Raw genomic sequence first — 20,384 nt, forward strand, 5'->3', positions numbered from 1 at the left:
GCGTGGCGGCCGACGTGCGTATCTCTGTCGTGATCCCAACCTACAACCGCGCGCACCTGCTGCGCGGCTGCCTGGAGTCCGCGCTCGGTCAGACACGGCCCGCCGATGGGGTGGTGCTGGTGGACGACGGGTCGACCGACGACACCGACGCGGTGGCCGCGGAGTACGGCGACCGCATCGTGTACATCCGGCAGGAGAACGCCGGGCCCGGCGCGGCGCGGAACAACGGCGCCGCCCACGCCAGCGGAGACTTCATCGCGTTCCTCGACAGCGACGACTCCTGGGCGCCATGGACCCTCGAGTACGTCGCGGCGGCGATCAGCGAACACAACCCCCGCCTGCTGCTCCTGACGCCCGACATCCTCGCCGATCCGAGCGACTGGCGGTGCGACGACAAGCAGCCCCTCGTGGCGCGTGGATACCCCGACTTCCTGGCCGCCGCGAAGCACGGTCTGTACTGCGGATCCAACGTGATGGTGGTGCACCGGGAGCGGATGCTGGAGGTCGGCGGGTTCCACCCGTCGCTGAAGTGCGCGGAGGACCAGGTGCTGGTGCTGCGCATGGGGGTCGACCCGGGGTTCTGCCAGATCGTGTCGCCCCCGCTGGTCGGCGTGCTGCGGCACGAGGTGAGCCTGATGGAATCGTGCGACGGGATCGTCGGCGGCCTCAACTACCTGATCGACGCGGAGCAGAAGGGCGAGTTTCCCGGCGGCGCCGAACGGCGTAGCGACCGCCGCGACTACCTGACGTTCCTTATGCGGGGCCTGACCCACCGCCTCATCAAGCAGGGGCACCCACGCGAGGCCCGCCGGCTGTATCGGCGCGTGTTCGGGTGGAACCTCCAGCGGCTCCGCTTCAGGTACCTGCTCGGTTTGCCCCTGCTGTCGATCCTGCCAGTCAAACGAAAGTGAGCGTCGTGTGACGGACGGCGGCCCGCCGACGGGCCTGCCCTGCCAGAGCGGACGCGGGATAGCGCGCAATATGATCACGCCTGAAAACGTCGCAATGCTCGTCAAAGGCGACGAGGTCTACGGCATCGGCACCATCGAGCGGCTCTACGCCGAGGGGTGGCCGGGGATGACCTTCGTCTGCATGAGCCGTGGCTACACGCACGACTGGCTGGTGGAGCACGGCGCCCGGGTGGAGCTGGTCGAGGGGCTCGCCGCGTTCCGCGACGGCAACTCGGTCCGCGCTGTCACCACGGCGCCGCTCGCGATGCGGCAGGCCAAACGCGATGCGCGGCGGGTCCACGCGTTGCTCAGCGGCCGGGGCGTCAAGATCGTCCACACCCAGTGGAAGCCGCAGCAGATGATCGCGGGGCACATGCGTCGGCTGGGATACAAGTCGGTCTGGCAGATCAATAACAACATGAAGCCGCAGCGGCTTGGCGGTCTGGGCGGCGTGCTCAGCCACCGGTTTGCGCGCTGGGGCGCCGACCTGCTGATGCCTGCCAGCGACTTTATCGCGGCCAACTGGCGCGGCTGCGGGGTCCGAGCGGTCACGATCCGCAACGCGGCGCCGAAGCTGTTCGACCAGCTGTCGCCCGTGCCCGACGCGCCGCCCACCCGCTGCCTGGTGGCGGGCAGGCTGCAGGAGAGCAAGGGGCACCACACCGCGGTCGAGGCGGTGATCGCCGCGCGCGAGCGCGGGCACGACGTGCGGCTGGATATCTTCGGCGGGCCGTTGGAGGAGAACGCTTATGCGGACGGGCTGCGCCGGCGGATCGCCGGCGCCGGCGCCGAAGACGCCATTACCTTCCAAGGGTTCTGCACCGATCTCCGCGAGCGGCACCAGTCGTACCACCTGGGGCTGCAGTGCCGCATCGACCCAGAGCCCTGCAGCCTGTGGGTGTGCGAGACAATGGTCGACGGCCTGCCGCTGCTGGCTTCGGCGACCGGCGGCACGCCCGAGCTGGTGGCCGACGGCGACACCGGCCGGCTGTACCCCGCCGGCGACGCCGACGCGCTAGCCGGACTGCTGTCGGAACTCGCCGCTGACCCGGCCGAGCTGGCCCGGATGCGCGAGGCCGCCTACCGCCGGGGCCAGGAGCAGTTCCTCAACACGCGGATGCTCGACCAGACACTCGAAGCCTACAACTCGCTCTTCTAGTTCTGGCGGGTGGGGCGCTGCGCCGTCTTCTCCACCTTCTTCTCGAAGTCCTTCGCCACGAACGTCCGGGCGCCGATCCGCAGCTCGACGGGCTTGGCGTCCTTCAGCTGGGTGGCCTGCCACACGCGGGCCAGGTCCAGCTGCTTCTTGGGCTGGGCCGTGATCCAGATCTGGTCCTTCTTCAGGTCCGCGCGGACGCGCATCACGCCGGGCGTGCGGTACAGGTTCCGCGAGATCTGCTTCGCGCAGCTCGGGCAGTGCAGCGTGTCGAGCTGCACCATCAGCTGGCCGGGCGGCAGCGGCTTGGGCGCGGGCGCCTTGGCTTGGGGTTCGGCGGCGACCGCTAGCACGAGCAGCAGAGCAAACATCATGACCTCCTTGTCATGCGTGTGGCTTGTCGGAGTGTGGGTGGTTGTCGACTATCTTCGGACGTACAGCCCGTCCGCGTCCAGCACGAGCAGCTCGCCGTTGATCCGTTTGGCGAAGCCCTTCACCACGACGATGTCGTTGGCCTTGATGTCGAACAGCTTGCGGGCGTCGACCGGCAGGGGCTTGCCGTCCGGTCCGTTGAAGCTGACGGCCGCCACCGCGTGGACGCTGTCGGCGGCGCGCTTCTGGCAGAACACGCAGTCAGAGTGGTCCTCGCCTGCCTCGTGTTCGTGACCGGAAAACTCCGCCACGGTGGACGGGTCGACTACAAAGAATGAGGCCTCGCCCTCACGCCAGGGGAAACCGGACTCGGCGTCGCCCCACGGGTTGGGCATGCCGCCGACCTGCCCGACCAGCACCACCTCGCCCTCGCTGAAGCCGCCCTCCTGCTCGCGGAGGTCGAGGGCCGTCTGCACGTCGGCGGGCTCCTCGGAGAGCATCAGCGTCTCGCGGGCGGCCCCCACGTCGACGCTCGACTCGGGCTCATCGGGCCCGCAGCCGACCACGAGGACCGCGCCCAGCGTGCAAGCGACCAAGGGAGCAAATAAACGGCGGCGGCAGCGGCTTTGCATGGGGAATGCTTGTTGAGGGGCGTGCGGCTGGAACCGGTCCATTACGTATCGTCCGGCATCAGGGTTCGCGTGATTTTACCCCAAAACGGGGGGGGTGACACCTGAAGGCCGCACAAGGCCCTCCTGGGGGTGGGAGCTGCTATGCCGCCAGCCAGCTGTGCCGGGGCGTGGCGCCTGGCTCGTCCACGCCGCGACAGCTGGCTGCGATTCTCGGCAATCCGCATCAAATCAGGGCACCGGCACGACTCTCACAAGGCGTCGCTGCGTTGCCCATGGCGGCTGCATTCTATCGAAAATCAGGGGAATTGAGCGAATCCCGCGGTAGACGCCGCCGCGTCGCCAGTGGGGGAGAAAAATCTCGGGCGTTCCCAAGATGGCCGGCAGGGCGGCGAATTCCTTACCAGATAGCCGGCAGGTCTCCCCCGTGGGACGCCGGCGTCGGCCAGAACTCACGTTTTCCAGTGCCGCCCCGCGACTCCGATCCAGCGGGCGGCGCCACCCGTTTCGGAGCGAGCGAGCCATGTTGAAGAAGATCATTGTCACCGGCCTGGGAGCGTGCCTGGCCGGCGGGTTGTTGTTCGGGACCAACGCAGTCAGCTACGTCAAAACCGCCTACCGCGGCGTGACCACCAGCGTCGAGCAGAGCGTGCCGATCGAGTTCCAGATCGAGCGGGCCAGCAACATGGTGGCGGACCTGACCCCGGAGATCCGGCACTCGATGCACGTGATCGCCAAGGAAGAGATTGAGCTGGACCAGCTCAACGAGCGGATCGCCTCCGCCGAGCAGCTGGCCGAGAAGAGCAAGTCGGAGATCATGCGGCTGCAGTCCGACCTGCAGGACGGCGGCAATGTGTTCACGTACGCCAGCCGCACCTACAGCCGCGAGGAGGTCACCGCCGACCTCAGCCGCCGCTTCGAGCGCCACAAGGTGAGCGACGAGACCCTCTCGCACCTTACCAGCATGCGTGACGCCCGGACGCAGAACCTGGATGCCGCGCGTCAGAAGCTGACCGCCATGGTCAGCGCGCAGCAGAAGCTCGAGACCGACATCACCAATCTGCAGGCCAAGCGCAAGCTGGTTGAGGTGGCCCAGGCCTCGAGCGAGGTGGTGTTCGACGACAGCCAGCTGGCCCGCGCCAAGGAGCTGATCACCGACATCCGCACGCGGCTGGACGTGGCGGCCAAGCTGGCCAACGCGGACGTCAACTACGCGGCCGAGATCCCGCTGGACGCGGCCGACTCGCAGGATGTGACCGAGCAGGTCGCGGCCTACTTCGGCGGCGAGCAGCCCTCGCAGCCGGAGAGCCGGGTGCTGACCGCCAGCATCGAGCTGGAGTAACTCCCACTCCACGTGTGTGTTCGCAGCCGGGGCGCCCCGCCCCGGCTGCGTTTTCTAGTTCTTCGCAATCTTGGAAGCGGTCGGTCCCATGCTCCAGTGGCGGCTGAAACTACGCGAGGCCCGGCAGGCCCTGCAGGCCGGGCGGTACGAAGAGGCCCTCGGCGCCCTCAATGATCCGCAGCTGAGGGAGTTCCTGCCCGCCAAGCGGCTGGCGGACGACCTCGCCCAGAAGTACGCCGACCGGGCCGCCCGGCGGATCGAGTGGGGCCAGAGCTGCGCCGGCTTCGCCGACCTGGCCGCGGTGGACCAGCTGGGCGTTCACCGCGATCGGGCCGACGCCATCCGGCTGGAGTACACGGGCCGCGTCGAGCAGCAGGCGCACGACCGGCTCGCCGCCGGCGCGCCCGACTCGGCGCTAGCCCTGCTGCGGCGCTCCAAACGCCGCGGCGTCGACAGCCCCACCCTGCGTCTGTTGGGCGAGGTCGCGCGGCTGTGGGCCGAGAGCCTCGAGCAGCTCGACAGCGGCGACGGCGCCCGCGCCGCGGCCGGCATGCAGGGCTGCCTGGCGGTGCTCCGCTCGGGCGCCGCCGGCGGCGCGCCGGCCCAGCTGCTGCCCCCGCTGCAGCGCGCCCACGACGACCTCGCCGAACGCGCCGAGCGTCACCGCCGCGCGTCGGACACGCTCCGCTCCGCGGCCTCCGGCCGCGACTGGTCCGCCGTGCTCCGCGCGGCCGACGACGCGCTGGCCGCCGCCCCCCGCGACGCCGAGGCGGCCCGCCTCCGCCGCCGCGCGTGGCGCGAGCTGGAGCTCGACGAAACCCGCCCCTACCAGCCTTTGCGTCGCGAGGGTGAATCTGACAGGATGAACGGACGCGCCCCCCGGCCCTCGGACCACCGGAGGCCCGACGCCCGGCGTTTGGCCCGGGCGATCCGCGACACCAGCCACGCCCCGCCGCGATCCAAGGAAGACACCTCCGTGGGCAAGCCCCCCGCCGACCGCCGGATGCTGTGGGTGGACTCCGTGGGGGGCTTCCTGGTTTGCCTAGACGACGAGATCGTCATCGGCCAGCCCGCCGGCGGCGCCACGCCCGACCTGCCGATCCTGGCCGATATTTCCCGCCGGCACGCGGTGCTGCGGCGCCAGAACGGGACGTACGTGCTTGAGCCCATCGGATCGACTAAGCTAGATGGGGAGCCGCTGACCGGCCCCGCGGTGCTGGCAGCCGAGCACGTGATCCAGCTCGGCGACAGCGTCCGGATCCGGTTCGCCAAGCCCCACGCCCTCAGCGCCACGGCGCGGCTGGTGATCGAGAGCGGGCACAAGACCGCCCCCTCGGCCGACGCGGTGCTGCTGATGGCCGAGAGCTGCGTGCTGGGCCCCGGACGGCACAGCCACGCCTGGTGCCGGCACTGGAGCGCCGACCTGGTCCTCTACCGCCAGGACGGCGAGCTCTGCTGCCGCTCGTCGGCGCCGCTGACGGTCGACGGGCGTCAGGTGGAGGGCCCGGCCACCCTGGGCGAATCGTCCCGGTTGGAGGGGCAAGATTTCTCCGTCAGCGTCGAACTAGTCTAGAGAGAGCCACGTCGAAGCAACCACAGCCTACGCGGGCGCCAGCATCCAGGGGGAACGGCGCCCCGCCCTCAGGCGGCGACGCCCGCCTGCTCCCCAGCGATTCCTCAAACGGCCCGCCGCCCGACTATGAACCTCCCCATTTCTGATCCCGGTCAAGCCGCCCTCTCTGGGTCCAACGGCGGACAGGCGGACGGAGGATTAGACGACGGCGCGGGACCCGACCTCCCGCCCCGGCAGCCGGCCAAGTTCCTCTACCCGAGCGGCTCCAAGCCGCTGGACGGCTACACGATCAAACGCGGCGTCGGCCGCGGCGGCTTCGGCGAGGTCTACTTCGCCACCAGCGACGCCGGCAAGGAGGTCGCGCTGAAGCTCATCCGCCGCAACCTGGACGTCGAGCTGCGCGGCGTGCGGCACTGCCTGAACCTCAAGCACCAGAACCTGATCGACCTGTACGACATCCGCGTCGACGACCTCGACGACCAGTGGGTCGTGATGGAGTACGTCAGCGGTCAGTCGCTCGAGGAGGCCATCGAGGCCCACCCCAACGGCATGCCGCTGGAGCTGGTCGAATGGTGGATCCGCGGCATCGCCGGCGGCGTGGGCTACCTGCACGACCACGGCATCGTCCACCGCGACCTGAAGCCCGGCAACATCTTCCTCGACGCCGGCGGCGCCGCCCTGGGCGACTCGGGCACCATCAAGATCGGCGACTACGGCCTTTCAAAGTTCATCTCGTGCAGCCGCCGCAGCGGCCAGACCGAGAGCGTCGGCACGGTGCACTACATGGCGCCGGAGATCGCCAACGGCCGCTACGGCCGCGAGATCGACACCTACGCGCTGGGCGTGATCCTGTACGAGATGCTCACCGGCCACGTACCGTTCGAGGGCGAGAGCGTCGGCGAGGTGCTGATGAAGCACCTGACCGCCGAGCCCAACCTGGACGCGGTCCACGAGCCCTACCGCGAGATCGTCAGCCGCGCGCTGGCCAAGGACCCCGAGGTCCGGCTCAACAGCGTGCACGAGATCGTGGCGATGCTGCCGGCCGACGGCGCCGCCCCGCGGCCCAACCCCGCGCCAGGCCCCGACCGCGGCGGCGCGTCCTACGGGTCCGACCGGTCCGCAGGCCCCAGCCACGGCCCGAGTCGCCACAGCGCCCGCCCGCGGGCGACCGTCGAGGAGCCGATGTACGCCGCGCTCCGCGACGTGGTCAACAAGGCCAAGGCCGGCTGGCACGACGCCAACATGCCGCCGCTGGTGCAGGGGCTGCTCATCGTGGCGGGCATCATTGCGCTGCTGAGCACCATCACGCTGTGGGGGCCGCTCACGATCATGGTCGGCATCTTCTACGCGATTTACTACGCCGTGTGGTCGATCGTCCTGAAGCCCGGCCTGCGCGCCAAGGCGACCCGCAGCGAAGCGCCCACCACCTACTCGCCCCTGCCCAAGCCGCAGCCCGTCCGCGCCCAGCCGATCGCCCACCGCCCGCGGCCCAAGCCGTGGCGCGAGGTGGTGCACGAGCGTCTCCGCAGGAAGCCGACCCGCGAACGCGTGACCCAGCTGCTGGGGTCGATGTTCGCCTCCGCGTTGCTCTGCCTGCTCGTTTCCGCCGCCGCGGCCACGTGGCTGGTGTCCGGCGAGACCTCCGGCGACTGGCCCGCCGTGCACATGTGGCTGTCGATCGTCACCACGCTCGGCTGCTGGGGCGTGCTGGCCGTCAACACGCTCACCGAGGCCCGCGCCGAGGACCAGGCGCCCATGCGTGCGATCCTGCTGGGCGTGGGCGCCATGATCGGGCTGATCGCGTTCAGCGTCACCGACGGCCTGTCGCTGGAGCTGCCGATCTCCAGGGATATGGGCCCGTCGCCAACCGACAGCATGATGGACAAAGCCGTGGCAGGGCACCGCGAGCTGCACGACGGCTGGAAACGCGGCGTCAGCGCCCCGGGCGCGGCGGTCTCGATGACCTACTTCGCGCTGCTGTTCGCCATCCCCCGCTGGTGGCGGCTCGCCGAGTACACCCGCAACAAGCGGTTCAGCCTGTGGTCGGTGGCGGTGCTGGTGCTGGCCGCCTGGCTGCTGCACCTCCTGTGGTGGTACCCGCAGCCGGTGGGCATGGTGGTGGCCGGCACGGTCGCCGCGGTCACGATGCTGGCCAGCCCGTGGTTCCCGCCCAGCAAGCGGGTGGAGCTGGCCCGGGCCCGCGCGGCGATCTGATTTCTCGCGGCAAGATCGTCGCCCGCGGGGCGAAGTGCTAGAGAAGGGCCTCCGGTGGGCCCGTGGTGTTCCCGCGTAGGGCTTCTTCAAACGGTGACGAAATGGCGGTCGCAGGTCCGAGTCTGTTGTTGCTGCTGGTCCTGGGCGGCATGGTGCTGGGCGGGCTGGCGTTGCTGGTGGGCCTGGTCGTCAACAAGCAGACGCGCCCGTTCGGCATTGCGCTGCTCGGCGCCGGCGCGCTGATGGTCGTGATGGTCGTCGGCTGGACCACCGCGTCGCGCCGGGTGGACCGTCAGATCCACGCGGTGAGCGTGTCGGCGGACGCGGCCGCTCACCAGCAAATCGCACACGAGTTGGGCCATCACAGCGAACTCTCGCCGGTCGACGCGGCGGCGTTCCGCGTCTCCGGTCCAACCCGGCTGCGCCTCGGGTCGTGGGCGGCCATCGGCATGCTGATAATTGGCGTCGGTTTTGCCTACGCGGTCATGAAAGGGCTGAACAACAAGCAGGGCCGCCGTTCGCTGTTTGCGCTGGGCGGCGCCGGACTGGCGGCGGCGGCGGTGGTGCTGACGCTGGTGGCCCGCGCCTCAGAGCTCCGTGAGTCCGCCAGGAGGGCCGAGGCGGTCGCTATCGCGCAGAACCAGGCCGCGATGTCCGCCGCCGAGGCCTGGGACGAGCTCACGCGTCCGCGGATCCAGCTCGAGGGGCCGACCGACAAGATCGCGATCCGCGGCCCCAGCATGACGGTCTACGTGTCGAAAGAAGATTCGAACGAGCGACTCGCCGACCATATCCGCATGCAGCAGGCCGTTCTCGGGGCAGGCGAGGAGTTAACCGTCAACATCGGCGGCCAGACCTTTACCGCCCGCGGCCGCACGTCGCGCGACGTGATCCTCCGCCGGATCGATGAGGCGCGGGCCAAGTACGCCGATTCCGTCGCCCACGACGCCGAGCCCGCTGCCGACGCAACCCTGTTAGTCGTGGTGAATGGTCAGGAGTTGAAGTTCGAGCCGGGCGCCTCCACTTCGGAGATCGCCAAGCGGGTCATCGAGGCCGGCGGCACGGACGCGGACCGGGTCGAGGTCAAGATGAACGGGGCCACCATGCGTTTCAGCCCCGGCTCGCCGGTGGGAGCGGTTGAGAATCTCGTCGAGGCCGCCCGCCCGTCGACTCCGGCGGTCGCGCCCGAGAGCCACGGGGAGTCGGTCGTCGAAACGCCAGTCGCCGACGCCGAGCCCGAGGCCATGCCCACCTGGGTCGACCAACCCGATAGCCGCCTCGGTGAGGTCTACCGCCAGGTGATCACCACCGAGCCTTTCGTGACGGCCGACGAGTGCTACGCCGACTTCATGGTCAAGCTGCGTGAGGCGACCAACAAGTTCGCCGAGGAGCACCTCAACTTCTACGGCGACGCGGTCGCCGCCAGCGGGCTGGCGCCCGGCGAGCTGGCCAGCGCAGTCAGCGTTGACGAGCACCTGGAGACCTACCAGAGCAGCGCCGGCCCGATGAAGCGGCTGCACGTCCGCGTCGAGTTCGACGAGGACTTCAAGGACCAGCTGAAGCGAGCCTTCACGCTCCGCAAGCGGGCGGGCGCGCTCGACAGCCTGACGCTGGTCGGGGGACTGGTGCTGCTGCTGGTTGGCGGCGTGCTGGGGCTGCTCAAGCTCGACGAGGCGACGAAGGGGTACTACTCGAAGCGGTTGTTTATCGGCGTCCCGGCGGTGATAATCGGGCTGCTGCTGCTCTTTGTCACCCTCGACGCCGTGGGCGTCAGGTTTTGAACATCGGCGGGCCGTTGCCCGCCGGCTATTGATCAAAGCATGCCCGAAACCACCAACCCCGACGCCCTGCTCATCCAACAGATCCGCCTCGGCAAGCCCGACGCGTGGGATCGGCTGATTGGTGAGTACGAGGGCCGGCTGCTGGCGTTTGTCGAGAGCCGCCTGCGGCGCCGCGCCGCGAGCGAAGACGTTGTGCAGGAAACCTTCATCGGCTTCCTTACCAGCCTGCCCAACTACGACGCGCGGCGGCCGCTGGAGGGCTACCTGTTCTCCATCGCGGCGCACAAGCTGACCGACTACCTCCGCCGCGAGGGACGCCGCCCCGCCCTGCCGCTCAGCTCGACCGACGGCTCCGACGGCGAGGCCTGGGAGCTGCCCGGCGGCGCACGCGGCGCCAGCAGCATCGCCCGCAGCGGCGAGCGCAAGGGCCTGGAGGAGCTCGCCCTGGCAGAGGCGCTCGAGGACCAGTTCGAGCGCTGGCGCGAAAAGGACGACTACCAGAAGATCATGGTCATGGAGCTGCTGTTCACCCGCGGCTGGGGCAACAAGCAGGTCGCCGGCGAGCTGGGCCTGAGCGAGCAGCAGGTGGCCAACTTCAAGTACGACTTCCTCGCCCGCCTGCGGTCGCAGGTCCGCAAGCAGCAGCTTAGCGAGGACGTGTTCCCGGAGCTGTATGAGGAGTAGTTGGAAGTTCGCGGTGAACTCAATCCTCCTCTGAACTCTCCCTGCTGGGGAGGCTGGGGTAAGTCCAACGCCCTGCAACCACCCACGACCCACCACAAACCACCCCATGCCCACGCCCACCGAACTCGAAGCCTACCTCGACGAGGCCCTGCCGCCCGAGCAGATGGGCGTGATCGAGCAGGCGCTGCGGGATGACCCCGCGCTGGCCGACGAGCTGAAGCAGATCAACGCCCGGCGTGACGCCGGCGTGCACTCGCTGGGCGCGGTCTGGCGCCGCCGGCGGCTGACCTGCCCCAGCCGCGAGCAGCTGGGCAGCTACGTGCTGGGCGTGCTGGGCCGGGGCCACGCCGAGTACGTGCGGTTCCACCTCGAGACCGTCGGCTGCCGGCTGTGCAGCGCCAGCCTGCAGGACCTTACCGAGCGGCAGAACGCCGCCGAGGGCGAGCAGGAGGTGCGCCGCAAGAAGTACTTCCAGTCCACCGTTGGGCGGCTCAAACGCGAGTCGTAGCGGCCGGCTACCACGCGCCGTCGTCCAACTCCAGCTCGCCCTCCTGCTGCAGCACGCGGGCCTTGGCGGCAATCTTCTTGGCCAGCTTGAGGTGCTCTGGCGAGAGCCGCTTGGCGTCCACCTGCCCGAGCAGCTCGAGCGCGCGTGCGGGCTTGTTGATCTCCACCACGCAGATCTGCGCGAGCTTCAGCCGCACCGGGTCCGCGGCGTGGTCGCCGCGGAGCTCGATGAGCCGCGCCATGAACTGGGCCGACTCGCGGTACTTGCCCGCCTGGTGCAACAGCCGGATCAGCGGGACCAGCTCGGCCTCGTCCAGCTCGATCGTGACCTCGTGGTCATGCTGCAGCTTGTCCATCAGCTTCAGCGCCGCCAGCCCGTTGGCGTTTTGCAGGTAGACCCGCAGCTGCCCCAACGCGTCGACCGCCAGCTGCTGCCGCTGGGTCTGCTCCTTCTCGCGGCGCTTCTTCGAGAACTCGAGGTCCTTCTCGGTTTCCTTGTCGACGCTTGGCGTCTCGCCGGCCCACACGTGGAACAGGTCCCAGCCCTCGCAGTCGACCGACTTGGTCTTCAGCAGGAATACGGCGATCGGGAACCCCAGGAACAACCCAGCCAGGTGCAGCCAGCCCGAGGCCGAACCGGCTACGCCGCCCAGCAGGTGGAACAGCACGAGCCCCAGGACGTCCAGCCCGATGTAGATCAGGCACAGCACGACGATCGGCACGTCGGCCGATCCCATGAACAGCAGGAACACCCAGATCAGGTACCAGACCTGGATCTCGTTCCGCGGGGCCCAAACCAGCGCCATGGCCATGATGCCGTAGATCGCGGTCGACGCGCCGAGCGAACCGCTTGCCGGCCCCTGGTAACCGAGGAAGAGCAGCTGCTCGATTGCCGACTCCAGCACGGCGATGCCGAGGTAGCACGCCAGGAATCGGCCAGAGCCGAGCTTGCCCTCGACCACTAAGCCGAACACCCAGAGGAACACCATGTTCCCAACCAGGTGGAACACGTCCTCGTGCATGAACGCCGACAGCAGCCACTGAACGGGGTTGAGCTCGCCGTAGTTCAACACCCATGCCGCGTCCAACCCCGGCAGCACGCCCAGCACCGCGAGGAAGAACGTCACGAGGTTCACGACGATCAGCCCTACGGTCGCGAACGGCCAGTAGTACACCGGCGCGTCGGTCGATACGGGCAGGAAGAAGAACACGCCGGGCCGCCTGGTCGGGGGTCGAATCGCTCAGTCGATCGCAAGACCTAAGAATAAGCGACCCGCCGGCGCGATGCGAACAGAATCTGTCCTGCTCGGCCGCCCGTCGCCTCAGCCGCCCGTCGCCCGCAGCCAGAGCTGCCACGCGGTCACCGCGACGCCCAGCGGAACGAGGTACCAGCAGAACAACGCCAGCCGGCCCTGCCGCACAAACTTCAACAGCTGCCACAACGCCAGGTAGCCCACCGCGAACGACACCACCGCCGCGATCGCCAGGTCGAGCGGCGCCACGGACGACGCGGCGGACTCCTCGCCGGACCGCTTGATGAGCTTCACTACTTCGATCAGGCCCGGCCCGCCGATCGCGGGCACGGCCAGCAGGAACGCGAACGTGCCGGCCGCCTGTCGGCTCAGCCCGGCCGCCAGCCCGCCGGCGATGGTCGAGCCGCTCCGCGAGATGCCCGGCAGCAGCGCCAGCGCCTGCATCGCGCCGATGCCCAGCACGCGGCCGTAGCTGAGGTCCTGGTAGTCGGCGCCGCCGTCGTCCTGCCGCACGCGGCTGCCGAAGTAGAGGATGGCCGCGGTGACCGGGAACATCAGCCCGGCCAGCAGCGGGCTGTTGAGCGTCTCCTCGGCGAAGTGCTTGAGTGGGAAGCCGATTACGGCCGCCGGGATGGTCCCCACGATCAGCAGCAGCGCCACGCGGCGGTCGGTGGTGAGCAGCCGGGTCAGCTCCCGCCAGTAGAACGCCACCACGGCCAGCAGCGTGCCGACGTGCAGCACGATGTTGACCTCCAGCATCTGGTCGAAGTCAACCTGCTCGCCGCCCAGCGCCTGCAGCACCGCGTTGGTGACCACCAGGTGCCCGGAGGAGCTGACCGGCAAGAACTCGGTAAGGCCCTGCACAATAGCCAGCAGGATCAGGTCGAAGAGCGGCACTTGGGGGTCTTTGGGGTGTCGGTGGGGACGGGACGCAGGGCGAGCCAGCCGCCGCGGCGGAGTCACTATGTTAACCTACGAGGTCTTTCCCAGCACCGGTGGCATCGTTCCGATCCTCGCCGAAACCCGAGTCCTGAATCCCGAACGTGTTCCACTACGAAAACGGCCTGATGCTGACCCGCCCGCGGTTGGCGATCGACATCCCGCGTCGGCAGCCGCGGGCGTTCGTTTCGCACGCGCACGCGGACCACATCGCGCGGCACGAGCTGGCCCTCTGCACGCCGGACACGGCCGCGCTGTACCGCCATCGGCTCGGCGCCGGCCGGCGGGTGATCGAGATGCCCTACGGCCGGCCGGTCGACTACGCCGGCGCCAGGCTGACCGCGTTGCCGGCGGGCCATTGCCTGGGCTCGGCGATGCTGCTGGTGGAGTTCGAGGGCCGGCGGCTGCTCTACACGGGCGACTTCAAGCTGGGCGAATCGCTCACCGCCGAGCGGGCCGACCCGCCGCGGGCGGACATGCTGGTCATGGAGACCACCTTCGGCCACCCCAGCCGCCGGATGCCGCCGCGGGCGGAGGTCATCGCGGAGCTGATCGGGCTGGTGCACCGGATCCTGGCCGACGGCAAGACGCCGGTTGTCCACGCGTACCAGCTCGGCAAGTCGCAGGAGGTGACCGCCATCCTTACCTCGCACGGGCTGCCGGTGCTGCAGCACCCATCGATCTACGAGGTGACCCGCGTGTACCAGCGGCGGGGCGTTGAGCTGGACAACGATGACGCGGGCGTCGGCGCGTACCAGGGCGCCCCGCTGGCGGGCCACGTGGTGGTAACGCTCCCCCGCTCGATGAAGGCCTACCGGCTGGCGAACCTGGGCGCGGTCGAGTCGATCGCGCTGACCGGCTGGGCGGTCGACGACGGCGCACGGTTCCGGCTGGGCGTCGACCACGCGTTGCCGCTGTCCGACCACGCCGACTTTGACGAGCTGGTGGAGCTCGCCCGCATCGTTCAGCCCGAGCGGATCGCGACCACCCACGGCCCACCCGGTTTCGACGAGCACCTGCGCGCGCTGGGCTTCGACGCGCAGCCGCTCGCGCCCGACGCGCAGCGGCGGCTGTTCGAGTGACGCGGATGAACATCGATGCTGGCGCCGCTGGCGCCCGGCCGCGGGCCGGACGGGTCCGGCTGTGACGGATGCGCCGGCGCGGGCCCCCGGGTGGGGTGAGGATCACGCCGCTTTTGCTGCTTGTGGCGGAGCCGCGGCGTCGAATGGGACACTGTGCGGCGTTGCCTCGGGATGGCGACGCCCCCGGCAAGGACGCCGCAGATCGAGCGCAAGGAAGGCATGAACGCAGGCCCCACGCAACGCCAGCCCAGCAACTTCGTGTTGTGTGCGACGGCTCTGCTCTGCGGCTCGACGCTGTTGTGGGCCTACCGCGACCGCGCGTCGCGGCTGGCGGCGGAGTCGTACGCGCCCCCACGCACGACGCAGTCCGCGCTGCCCGAGCTGAAGCTGAGCCCGAGCTGGATCGACGCGGTCGACCCGCCGGCCGCGCCGCCGGCGGGCCCGCTGCTGATCCCTGCCCCGCCCGCGTCCGACGCCGAAGAGGCGCCCGCCGCGGTGGTGGACGCCGCGCCCTGGCTGCCCGCCGCCGATGAGCTCAACGCCGACCGGTCGTCCGACGAGGAGCTCGAGGTGCTGGTCCCCACGCCGACCCGCCTGGACCCACGCGACCTGTTCACCGAGGAGCAGTCGGTGCTCGTCGCCCCGCCGGCTCCCGCGGCCCAGCCGGCCGCGCCGAGCGTCGCGTCCGCGCCGACTCCGAAGCCCGTAACCGCCCGGCCGGCGCCCCCCGCAGCAGAGATCACGCCGATCGGTCCGTCCGATGAGGATGCGTACTACGAGGACGACGCCGCGGCCCTGGTCGCCAGCACGCCGCACGACGAGCTGCTGACCTACACGCCGGCCGCCACCGAGATCAGCCAGCGGGTGATCGGCGAGGTCCAGACCGCCTTTGCGCTGGGGCGGCACGGCGCGCTGTACGCCGCCCGCGGGCGGTTCATCGAGGTGATCCGCGTCATCGCGTTGGCGAAGGACGCCGAGCAGTCGACCGACCGCTACAGCCGCGCCCTCGACGAGGGGCTGACCGCGCTGGCCGAGGCGCAGGACTTCCTGCCGGGCGGCGTGGTCAGCAAGGAGCTGAGCGTGGCGGAGGTCGCCGCGTCGCACCGCACGCCGATGCTCCGTGGCAAGCCACGCTCCACGTGGGCCCTGCCCCAGGAGGCGGCGGCCATGTACTACCGCTACGCGGAGCAGAAGCTCGCCACCGCGGTCGCCGGCGAGCAGGCCGGGTCGATGGCGCTGTACGGGCTTGGCAAGACGCACGACCGCCTGGCCGCGGTTGAGAACTCGTCGGCGGAGCGCCAGATCTCCCTCGCGATGCACCGCGCGGCGATCACTGCACACCATGGCAACCACCTGGCGTCCAACGAGCTGGGCGTTGGCCTGGCGCGGGTGGGCCGGTACGAGAAGGCGGCCGCGGAGTTGCAGAAGTCGATCAACCAGGGCGGCGGTTCGACCGTGTACCACAACCTGGCGCACGTGCAGCACAAGCTGGGCCAGCCCCGGCTGGCCGCCGAATCCGCGCGGCAGGCCGAGCGGATCGCCTCGCGGGAGCGGGCCGCGGGCGAGTTCAGCCGCCAGCGGGGCGTCGAGTGGGTGGCGCCCGACGAGCTGGCGCGGCAGTCGTCGCCAGCCGGAGCGCCGCCCCAGCCTCAGCCCCAGTCGCCGCCGACCATCGCCGCCGCGCCGGCGCCGCCCGAGCCCGACCGGGGCGGCCCGCTGAGCGGCGTGACGCGGTTCGCCAAGCGGATCCTGGTTGGCGAGCCCGCCCCGGCGGCCGCGCCCGCGATCAGCCAGCCAATGGACACGCTCCAGTCGAACCGCACCGCCTCGCCGGCCCGCAGCCAGACCACCATCCGCTAACGCACCGGACGCCCGCGTGATGTCACTGAACCACCTCCGTACCCCGGCCCTGGCGGGCATGCTCGCCGTGACGCTCGTCGCGGTGGTGCTGCGTCCAATGTCGACCAAGCCCCCGGCCACGGAGAGCCAGCCCACGCCTGTGACCAAGGTCGCCGCCGAGCAGCGGACGGTCGCCGGCAAGGCCACGCCGGTGCGGCTCTGCCAGGCGCTGGGACCCGCGGCGCCGCACTCGATCTGGTCGGTCGACAGCGCCCGCGGCGGCTGCCGGTACGAGGTCGGCTGGGACGCCCGCGGCTGCGGCGACTGGCAGTCCTACGCGCAGGGCGAGTACGTCGGGCACGCCCGGCCGGCGCACGTGCCGGAGTACCGGCTGCGTGTCGACGACACCCTGTCGGTGTTCTACCTCCGCACCCGCGACATCCAGCCCGGCTCGTACGCCCTGCAGGTGGGCGACGTGGTGCAGGTCGAGTCGCTGACCGCCGGCGGTTCGGCCACGGCCGGTGCCGGCGCGACTGGCGCGGCGGGCGTTGACGACTCGCTCAACCGACAGGTCATCATCCAGCCGGACGGCACCATCAAGCTGCCGCTGGTTAATCGCGTGCCGGCCGCCGGACGCACGATCGACGCGCTGCAAGAGGACCTGGAGGAACGCTACAAGAAGTACTACCGGGCGCCTACGATCACGGTGAGCCCCATCCAGGTGAACACGCGGCTGGAGGACCTGCTCGACACGGTCGACTCGCGCGGCGCAATCAACGGCGGCCGGCAGCTGTCGGCGGTGGTCACCCCGGCCGGCAAGATCCAGCTCCCCGGCCTCGGCAGCGTGTACGTGCAGGGGCTGACCCTCTCGGAGGCGAAGCTCGAGATCGACTCGCGCTACGCCCAGACCATCCCCGGCGTTACGGTGACGTGCGACCTGACCCAGCGGGCGCCGCGGTTCATCTACGTGGTGGGCGAGGTCGCCCAGCCCGGGCGATTCGAGCTGGAGGGCCCGACCACGGCCATGCAGGCGATCGCGCTGGCCGGCGGCTGGGAGGTGGGCGCCAACCTGCGGCAGGTGGTGGTGTTCCGCCGCGGCCCCGACTGGCGGCTGATGGCCACCATGCTCGACCTCCGCGGCGCGCTGTACGGCCGCCGCCCCGTGCCAGCCGACGAGATCTGGCTGAACGACTCGGACATCGTGCTCATCCCCAAGACGCCGATCCAGGTGGTCGACGAGGTGGTGGAGCAGGTCTTCACCCGCGGCATCTACGCCGCGGTGCCGCTGGAGCTGATGTGGGGCCAGGGCTTCGCCACGGTCAGCTCGATCATCACGCAGTAGCAGGCGTCGTCCCTCGACCAAGTGTTTCTACGGTTCTGCTCAAAGGTTGCGCCGCCGCCGGCGGTCACTTGGCCCACGCCTCCAGCTCGGTGAGCCCGCTGCGGGCGTCGCCTTGGTGGGTGAATACGACCCGGACCGACGGAGTCTCGACCTGGTCAAAGCGGACCGTGTTCCGCGCGCCGCCCGTGGGGTCTGCCGGGCTCCGATGGACGCCGGTCACCGGGCGCCACTCTCCGTCTTGCTCGAACTCGATGCGGTAGTCCCGCGGCGTCTGCACGCCCCCGCGGTCGTCGTATAGGTAGAGCTCCAACCGGCCGACGCGGGTTGGTTCTCCAAACTCGACCATGAGCCAGTCGGTGGGCGTGCCGGACTCGTAGCTGGTCCAGCGGTTGGTTGGCGTCGGTGAGAAGACGATCCGTCCGTCGAGGGCGTTCTCTGGCGTGCCGCCGAAGCGGTCGCTGTGCGACGCCGAGGCGCGGGGGAACTCTCGGCCGCCGGGGTTGTACGCCAGGTTGCCCGCGGGCGGGGGCGCGGTCTCGACCGGCAGCGACGCGTCCCCCCAGACCTCCAGCTCGGTGAGCCCCGCGGGGCCGTCCGCCGAGTGGTGCAGCGTGACACGGATCGCCGACGCGGCGTGCGGCTCGACGCGGACCTCGGTCGGGCGGTGGCCGGCGGGCGCGGTGAGCGCTTCGGAGTCGACCACGATCGGCGACCAGACCCCGTCCACCAGCGATTCGAGCTCGACACGCTCGGGCGGGCGGATCGGCGAGAGGGCGTCGGCGCCCGCCCCGCCCGGATGAGATTCACCGGAGGAGTCATCCAGCAGGTAGAGCTTCACCGTGTGGATGACCCGCGGCTTCCCAAACTCGAGCAGCAGCCAGTCGCTAGCCGAGTTGGTTCCTTCGCAGGTCCAGCGGTTGGGCGGGTGGCGGTGGTACCAGTAGTTGCCGTCGATGATCTTCCCGAGCGGGAACCCCGTCGTGACGTGCGACGCCTCGAGCCTGGGGTAGTAGTGGCCGTCGTTGTTGACGGCGAAGTTGACCGGGGTGAGGCCGTTCGGCTCCGGCGCCCGCTTGTCGGCCGCCAACGGCACCGCTCCTTCAATGACCAGCCCCTCGAGCCCGTCGGCGGCGCCGACCTGCCGGCCATCCACCAGGACCCGCAGGCCCGGGCCGAGGCCGTAGCGGTCGCCGGTCTTGTCCCACACGATGCTGATCAGGTGGCCGCGGTAGGGGGCGTCGTCCAGTGCGAAGTAGTCCCATTCTTCCAACGCGAGTGGGCGGACCTCGAGGGCGTCGTCGTCGCGCGGCCGCAGCCCCGCCAGGCCCGTGATGACCAGGTCGCAGAACGACGAGTGCAGGTAGTGCTCGGAGTGGTTGTAGGCGTCGTGCCCCTCGAAGGACCCGGTGTCGGGGTGCAGGGCCTCGGCCAGGTACGGGCGGCCGTTCTTGCGGTGCGAGCGTGCGAAGATCTGTAGCAGGTCAACGTAGTCCTCGCGGGAGAGGTCGAGCTCACCGGCCTGCAACGCGTTGGCCAACGCCTTGAGCGTCTGCGAGGTGGCGAACGGCCACGACTGGCCGCTCCACCAGCAGCAGGATTTCTTCAGCAGGAACATGGGGTCGTTGCGTTCGACGGTCGATGGTCCGTAGTCCGCGTAGAACCCGTCCCGGTCCATCAGCTTCTTCCACGCGACGTCGAACCGCGAGTTGGCATCGATCATGTTGAACTGCCACGGCACGTAGCCGATCAGTTCCCTGCCGTGCGGGTCGCCGGCAAACCGACCCGACTCGTAGGTCTTGGTCATCGCCCTGACCGTGTGGCCGTCACGCTCCTCGTCGTCGCGGAACACGGGGAAGAAGAACCGGCGGTTGTCGTCCCACAGGAGCTCGATCATTCGCTGCTTGATCGCGGCGGCCTTCCCCTCGAAGCGGGCCGCGACGGCCGGCTGGCCGGCGAGTGTCGCGATCCGTGCGATCGCGACCGCGTCGGCCCACATGTACGCATTGAACGACGGGCGGTAGCTCGGCGCGCCGCGGAGGATGTCCTGGGTCTGCCGGCTGTTGATGTTGAACTCCATGCCGTCGTCGTGACCGGTCTGCCAGAACAGCCCGACCTCCTCAACAAAGTGCCGCTGCTCCCAACGCTCGAAGTTCTGCACCAGGTCCGCCAGCAGGTCGGTCACAAACGCCGGGTCCGGGTGCACGCGGTGCACCGCCCACGCCGAGTCGGCGAGCCAGGTCGAGTAGTTGCGCGGCTGGGCGCCGGGCGTGCGGTGCCAGTACCTCGAGTAGTCGTTTGCGATCCGCGGCGAACGCAGCCACCGCGCCTCGTAGAGCTGGTGCCCGGCCGGGCAGCTGATCGCGCCGTAGGCGCCGCTCCAGAACGGCCGGTCGATGAACTCCGTGAACGAGTACCCGCTGTTGGGCGACCCGTACGTGAGGTGCTTGGTGAGCAGCTCCCAGCGGTAGTAGTACGTGGTGGTGATGTCCGCCTCGGAGCACTCGAAGAACGGGATGTTCTTGCTGTACCACCGCCAGTCCTGGTTGTCCCAGAATGTCTGCTGTTGCAATTGCTGCTGCTTGTCGAGCACTTCGCCGAAGGCAATCGGTGCGGCGGCCACAGCGGCGGCAATAGCGGTGGCGAGGAGCTTCAACACGGCATCGACTCCGGTGCGTTCTTGAAGGGGGCGCCCGGCCGGGCATGACAAGAGGGGATACAGTA

16 protein-coding genes are annotated in these 20,384 nt (G+C 69.9%); 11 read left to right on the forward strand and 5 right to left on the reverse strand.

The features are described from left to right. Nucleotides 1-14: 14 nt before the first annotated feature. Both KOR34_RS08150 and KOR34_RS08155 read left to right on the forward strand, forming a co-directional pair. Nucleotides 15-911 carry a glycosyltransferase family 2 protein gene (locus tag KOR34_RS08150; RefSeq protein WP_197531253.1) on the forward strand — a complete coding sequence of 299 codons (897 nt, stop codon included), beginning with the start codon at nucleotides 15-17 and terminating at the stop codon, nucleotides 909-911. Between the two features lie 70 nt (nucleotides 912-981). Continuing rightward, nucleotides 982-2,109: a glycosyltransferase family 4 protein gene (locus tag KOR34_RS08155; protein WP_146563855.1), complete on the forward strand. Its 1,128-nt coding sequence runs from the start codon at nucleotides 982-984 to the stop codon at nucleotides 2,107-2,109. Here the strand turns inward: KOR34_RS08155 and KOR34_RS08160 are convergent. Together KOR34_RS08160 and KOR34_RS08165 are read right to left on the reverse strand one after the other, a co-directional pair. Next, on the reverse strand, nucleotides 2,106-2,477 hold the full coding sequence (locus KOR34_RS08160) for a cation transporter (RefSeq protein ID WP_197531254.1): 372 nt from the start codon (nucleotides 2,475-2,477) through the stop codon (nucleotides 2,106-2,108). The genes KOR34_RS08155 and KOR34_RS08160 overlap by 4 nt on opposite strands. A 51-nt stretch (nucleotides 2,478-2,528) precedes the next feature. Further along, nucleotides 2,529-3,110 carry a hypothetical protein gene (locus tag KOR34_RS08165; RefSeq protein ID WP_146563859.1) on the reverse strand — a complete coding sequence of 194 codons (582 nt, stop codon included), beginning with the start codon at nucleotides 3,108-3,110 and terminating at the stop codon, nucleotides 2,529-2,531. Nucleotides 3,111-3,630: 520 nt separating this feature from the next. Here KOR34_RS08165 and KOR34_RS08170 point away from each other — a divergent pair. The 6 genes from KOR34_RS08170 to KOR34_RS08195 all read left to right on the forward strand — a co-directional run bounded on the left by KOR34_RS08170 (nucleotide 3,631) and on the right by KOR34_RS08195 (nucleotide 11,209). Continuing rightward, the gene (locus KOR34_RS08170; protein ID WP_146563861.1) at nucleotides 3,631-4,449 is read left to right on the forward strand and encodes a hypothetical protein; all 819 of its coding nucleotides are present in this window, start codon (nucleotides 3,631-3,633) and stop codon (nucleotides 4,447-4,449) included. A gap of 88 nt (nucleotides 4,450-4,537) precedes the next feature. Beyond that, nucleotides 4,538-6,022: an FHA domain-containing protein gene (locus tag KOR34_RS08175; RefSeq protein WP_146563863.1), complete on the forward strand. Its 1,485-nt coding sequence runs from the start codon at nucleotides 4,538-4,540 to the stop codon at nucleotides 6,020-6,022. A gap of 126 nt (nucleotides 6,023-6,148) precedes the next feature. After that, nucleotides 6,149-8,236 (forward strand): serine/threonine-protein kinase, encoded by a 2,088-nt coding sequence (locus tag KOR34_RS08180; RefSeq protein ID WP_146563865.1) that lies wholly within the window; start codon nucleotides 6,149-6,151, stop codon nucleotides 8,234-8,236. Between the two features lie 101 nt (nucleotides 8,237-8,337). Continuing rightward, the gene (locus tag KOR34_RS08185) at nucleotides 8,338-10,017 is read left to right on the forward strand and encodes a hypothetical protein (RefSeq protein WP_146563867.1); all 1,680 of its coding nucleotides are present in this window, start codon (nucleotides 8,338-8,340) and stop codon (nucleotides 10,015-10,017) included. Nucleotides 10,018-10,056: 39 nt separating this feature from the next. Beyond that, on the forward strand, nucleotides 10,057-10,701 hold the full coding sequence (locus KOR34_RS08190; protein WP_146563869.1) for an RNA polymerase sigma factor: 645 nt from the start codon (nucleotides 10,057-10,059) through the stop codon (nucleotides 10,699-10,701). A gap of 106 nt (nucleotides 10,702-10,807) precedes the next feature. Then, a complete protein-coding gene (locus KOR34_RS08195; RefSeq protein WP_146563871.1) occupies nucleotides 10,808-11,209 on the forward strand; it encodes a hypothetical protein in 402 nt (133 codons plus the stop codon). Nucleotides 11,210-11,216: 7 nt separating this feature from the next. On the opposite strand, the gene KOR34_RS08200 is transcribed toward KOR34_RS08195, so the two are convergent. Beyond that, complete coding sequence (locus KOR34_RS08200; protein WP_146563873.1) at nucleotides 11,217-12,419, reverse strand: rhomboid family intramembrane serine protease; 1,203 nt, start codon at nucleotides 12,417-12,419, stop codon at nucleotides 11,217-11,219. A 111-nt stretch (nucleotides 12,420-12,530) separates the two neighbouring features. Next, nucleotides 12,531-13,358, reverse strand: coding sequence for an undecaprenyl-diphosphate phosphatase (locus tag KOR34_RS08205; protein WP_197531255.1), 828 nt, complete (start codon nucleotides 13,356-13,358; stop codon nucleotides 12,531-12,533). Between the two features lie 146 nt (nucleotides 13,359-13,504). Between KOR34_RS08205 and KOR34_RS08210 the strand changes: the two genes are divergently transcribed. From KOR34_RS08210 to KOR34_RS08220, 3 genes are all read left to right on the forward strand, one after another. Beyond that, nucleotides 13,505-14,482, forward strand: a complete 978-nt coding sequence (locus tag KOR34_RS08210) for an MBL fold metallo-hydrolase (protein WP_146563877.1) — start codon at nucleotides 13,505-13,507, stop codon at nucleotides 14,480-14,482. Nucleotides 14,483-14,701: 219 nt separating this feature from the next. Then, on the forward strand, nucleotides 14,702-16,342 hold the full coding sequence (locus tag KOR34_RS08215) for a hypothetical protein (protein ID WP_146563878.1): 1,641 nt from the start codon (nucleotides 14,702-14,704) through the stop codon (nucleotides 16,340-16,342). A 19-nt stretch (nucleotides 16,343-16,361) separates the two neighbouring features. Further along, nucleotides 16,362-17,663, forward strand: coding sequence for a polysaccharide biosynthesis/export family protein (locus tag KOR34_RS08220; RefSeq protein ID WP_146563880.1), 1,302 nt, complete (start codon nucleotides 16,362-16,364; stop codon nucleotides 17,661-17,663). A 64-nt stretch (nucleotides 17,664-17,727) separates the two neighbouring features. On the opposite strand, the gene KOR34_RS08225 is transcribed toward KOR34_RS08220, so the two are convergent. Next, nucleotides 17,728-20,319, reverse strand: a complete 2,592-nt coding sequence (locus tag KOR34_RS08225) for a discoidin domain-containing protein (protein WP_197531256.1) — start codon at nucleotides 20,317-20,319, stop codon at nucleotides 17,728-17,730. Between the last annotated feature and the right edge of the window lie 65 nt (nucleotides 20,320-20,384).

The sequence above is a fragment of the Posidoniimonas corsicana genome (assembly GCF_007859765.1).
GTDB lineage: Bacteria > Planctomycetota > Planctomycetia > Pirellulales > Lacipirellulaceae > Posidoniimonas > Posidoniimonas corsicana.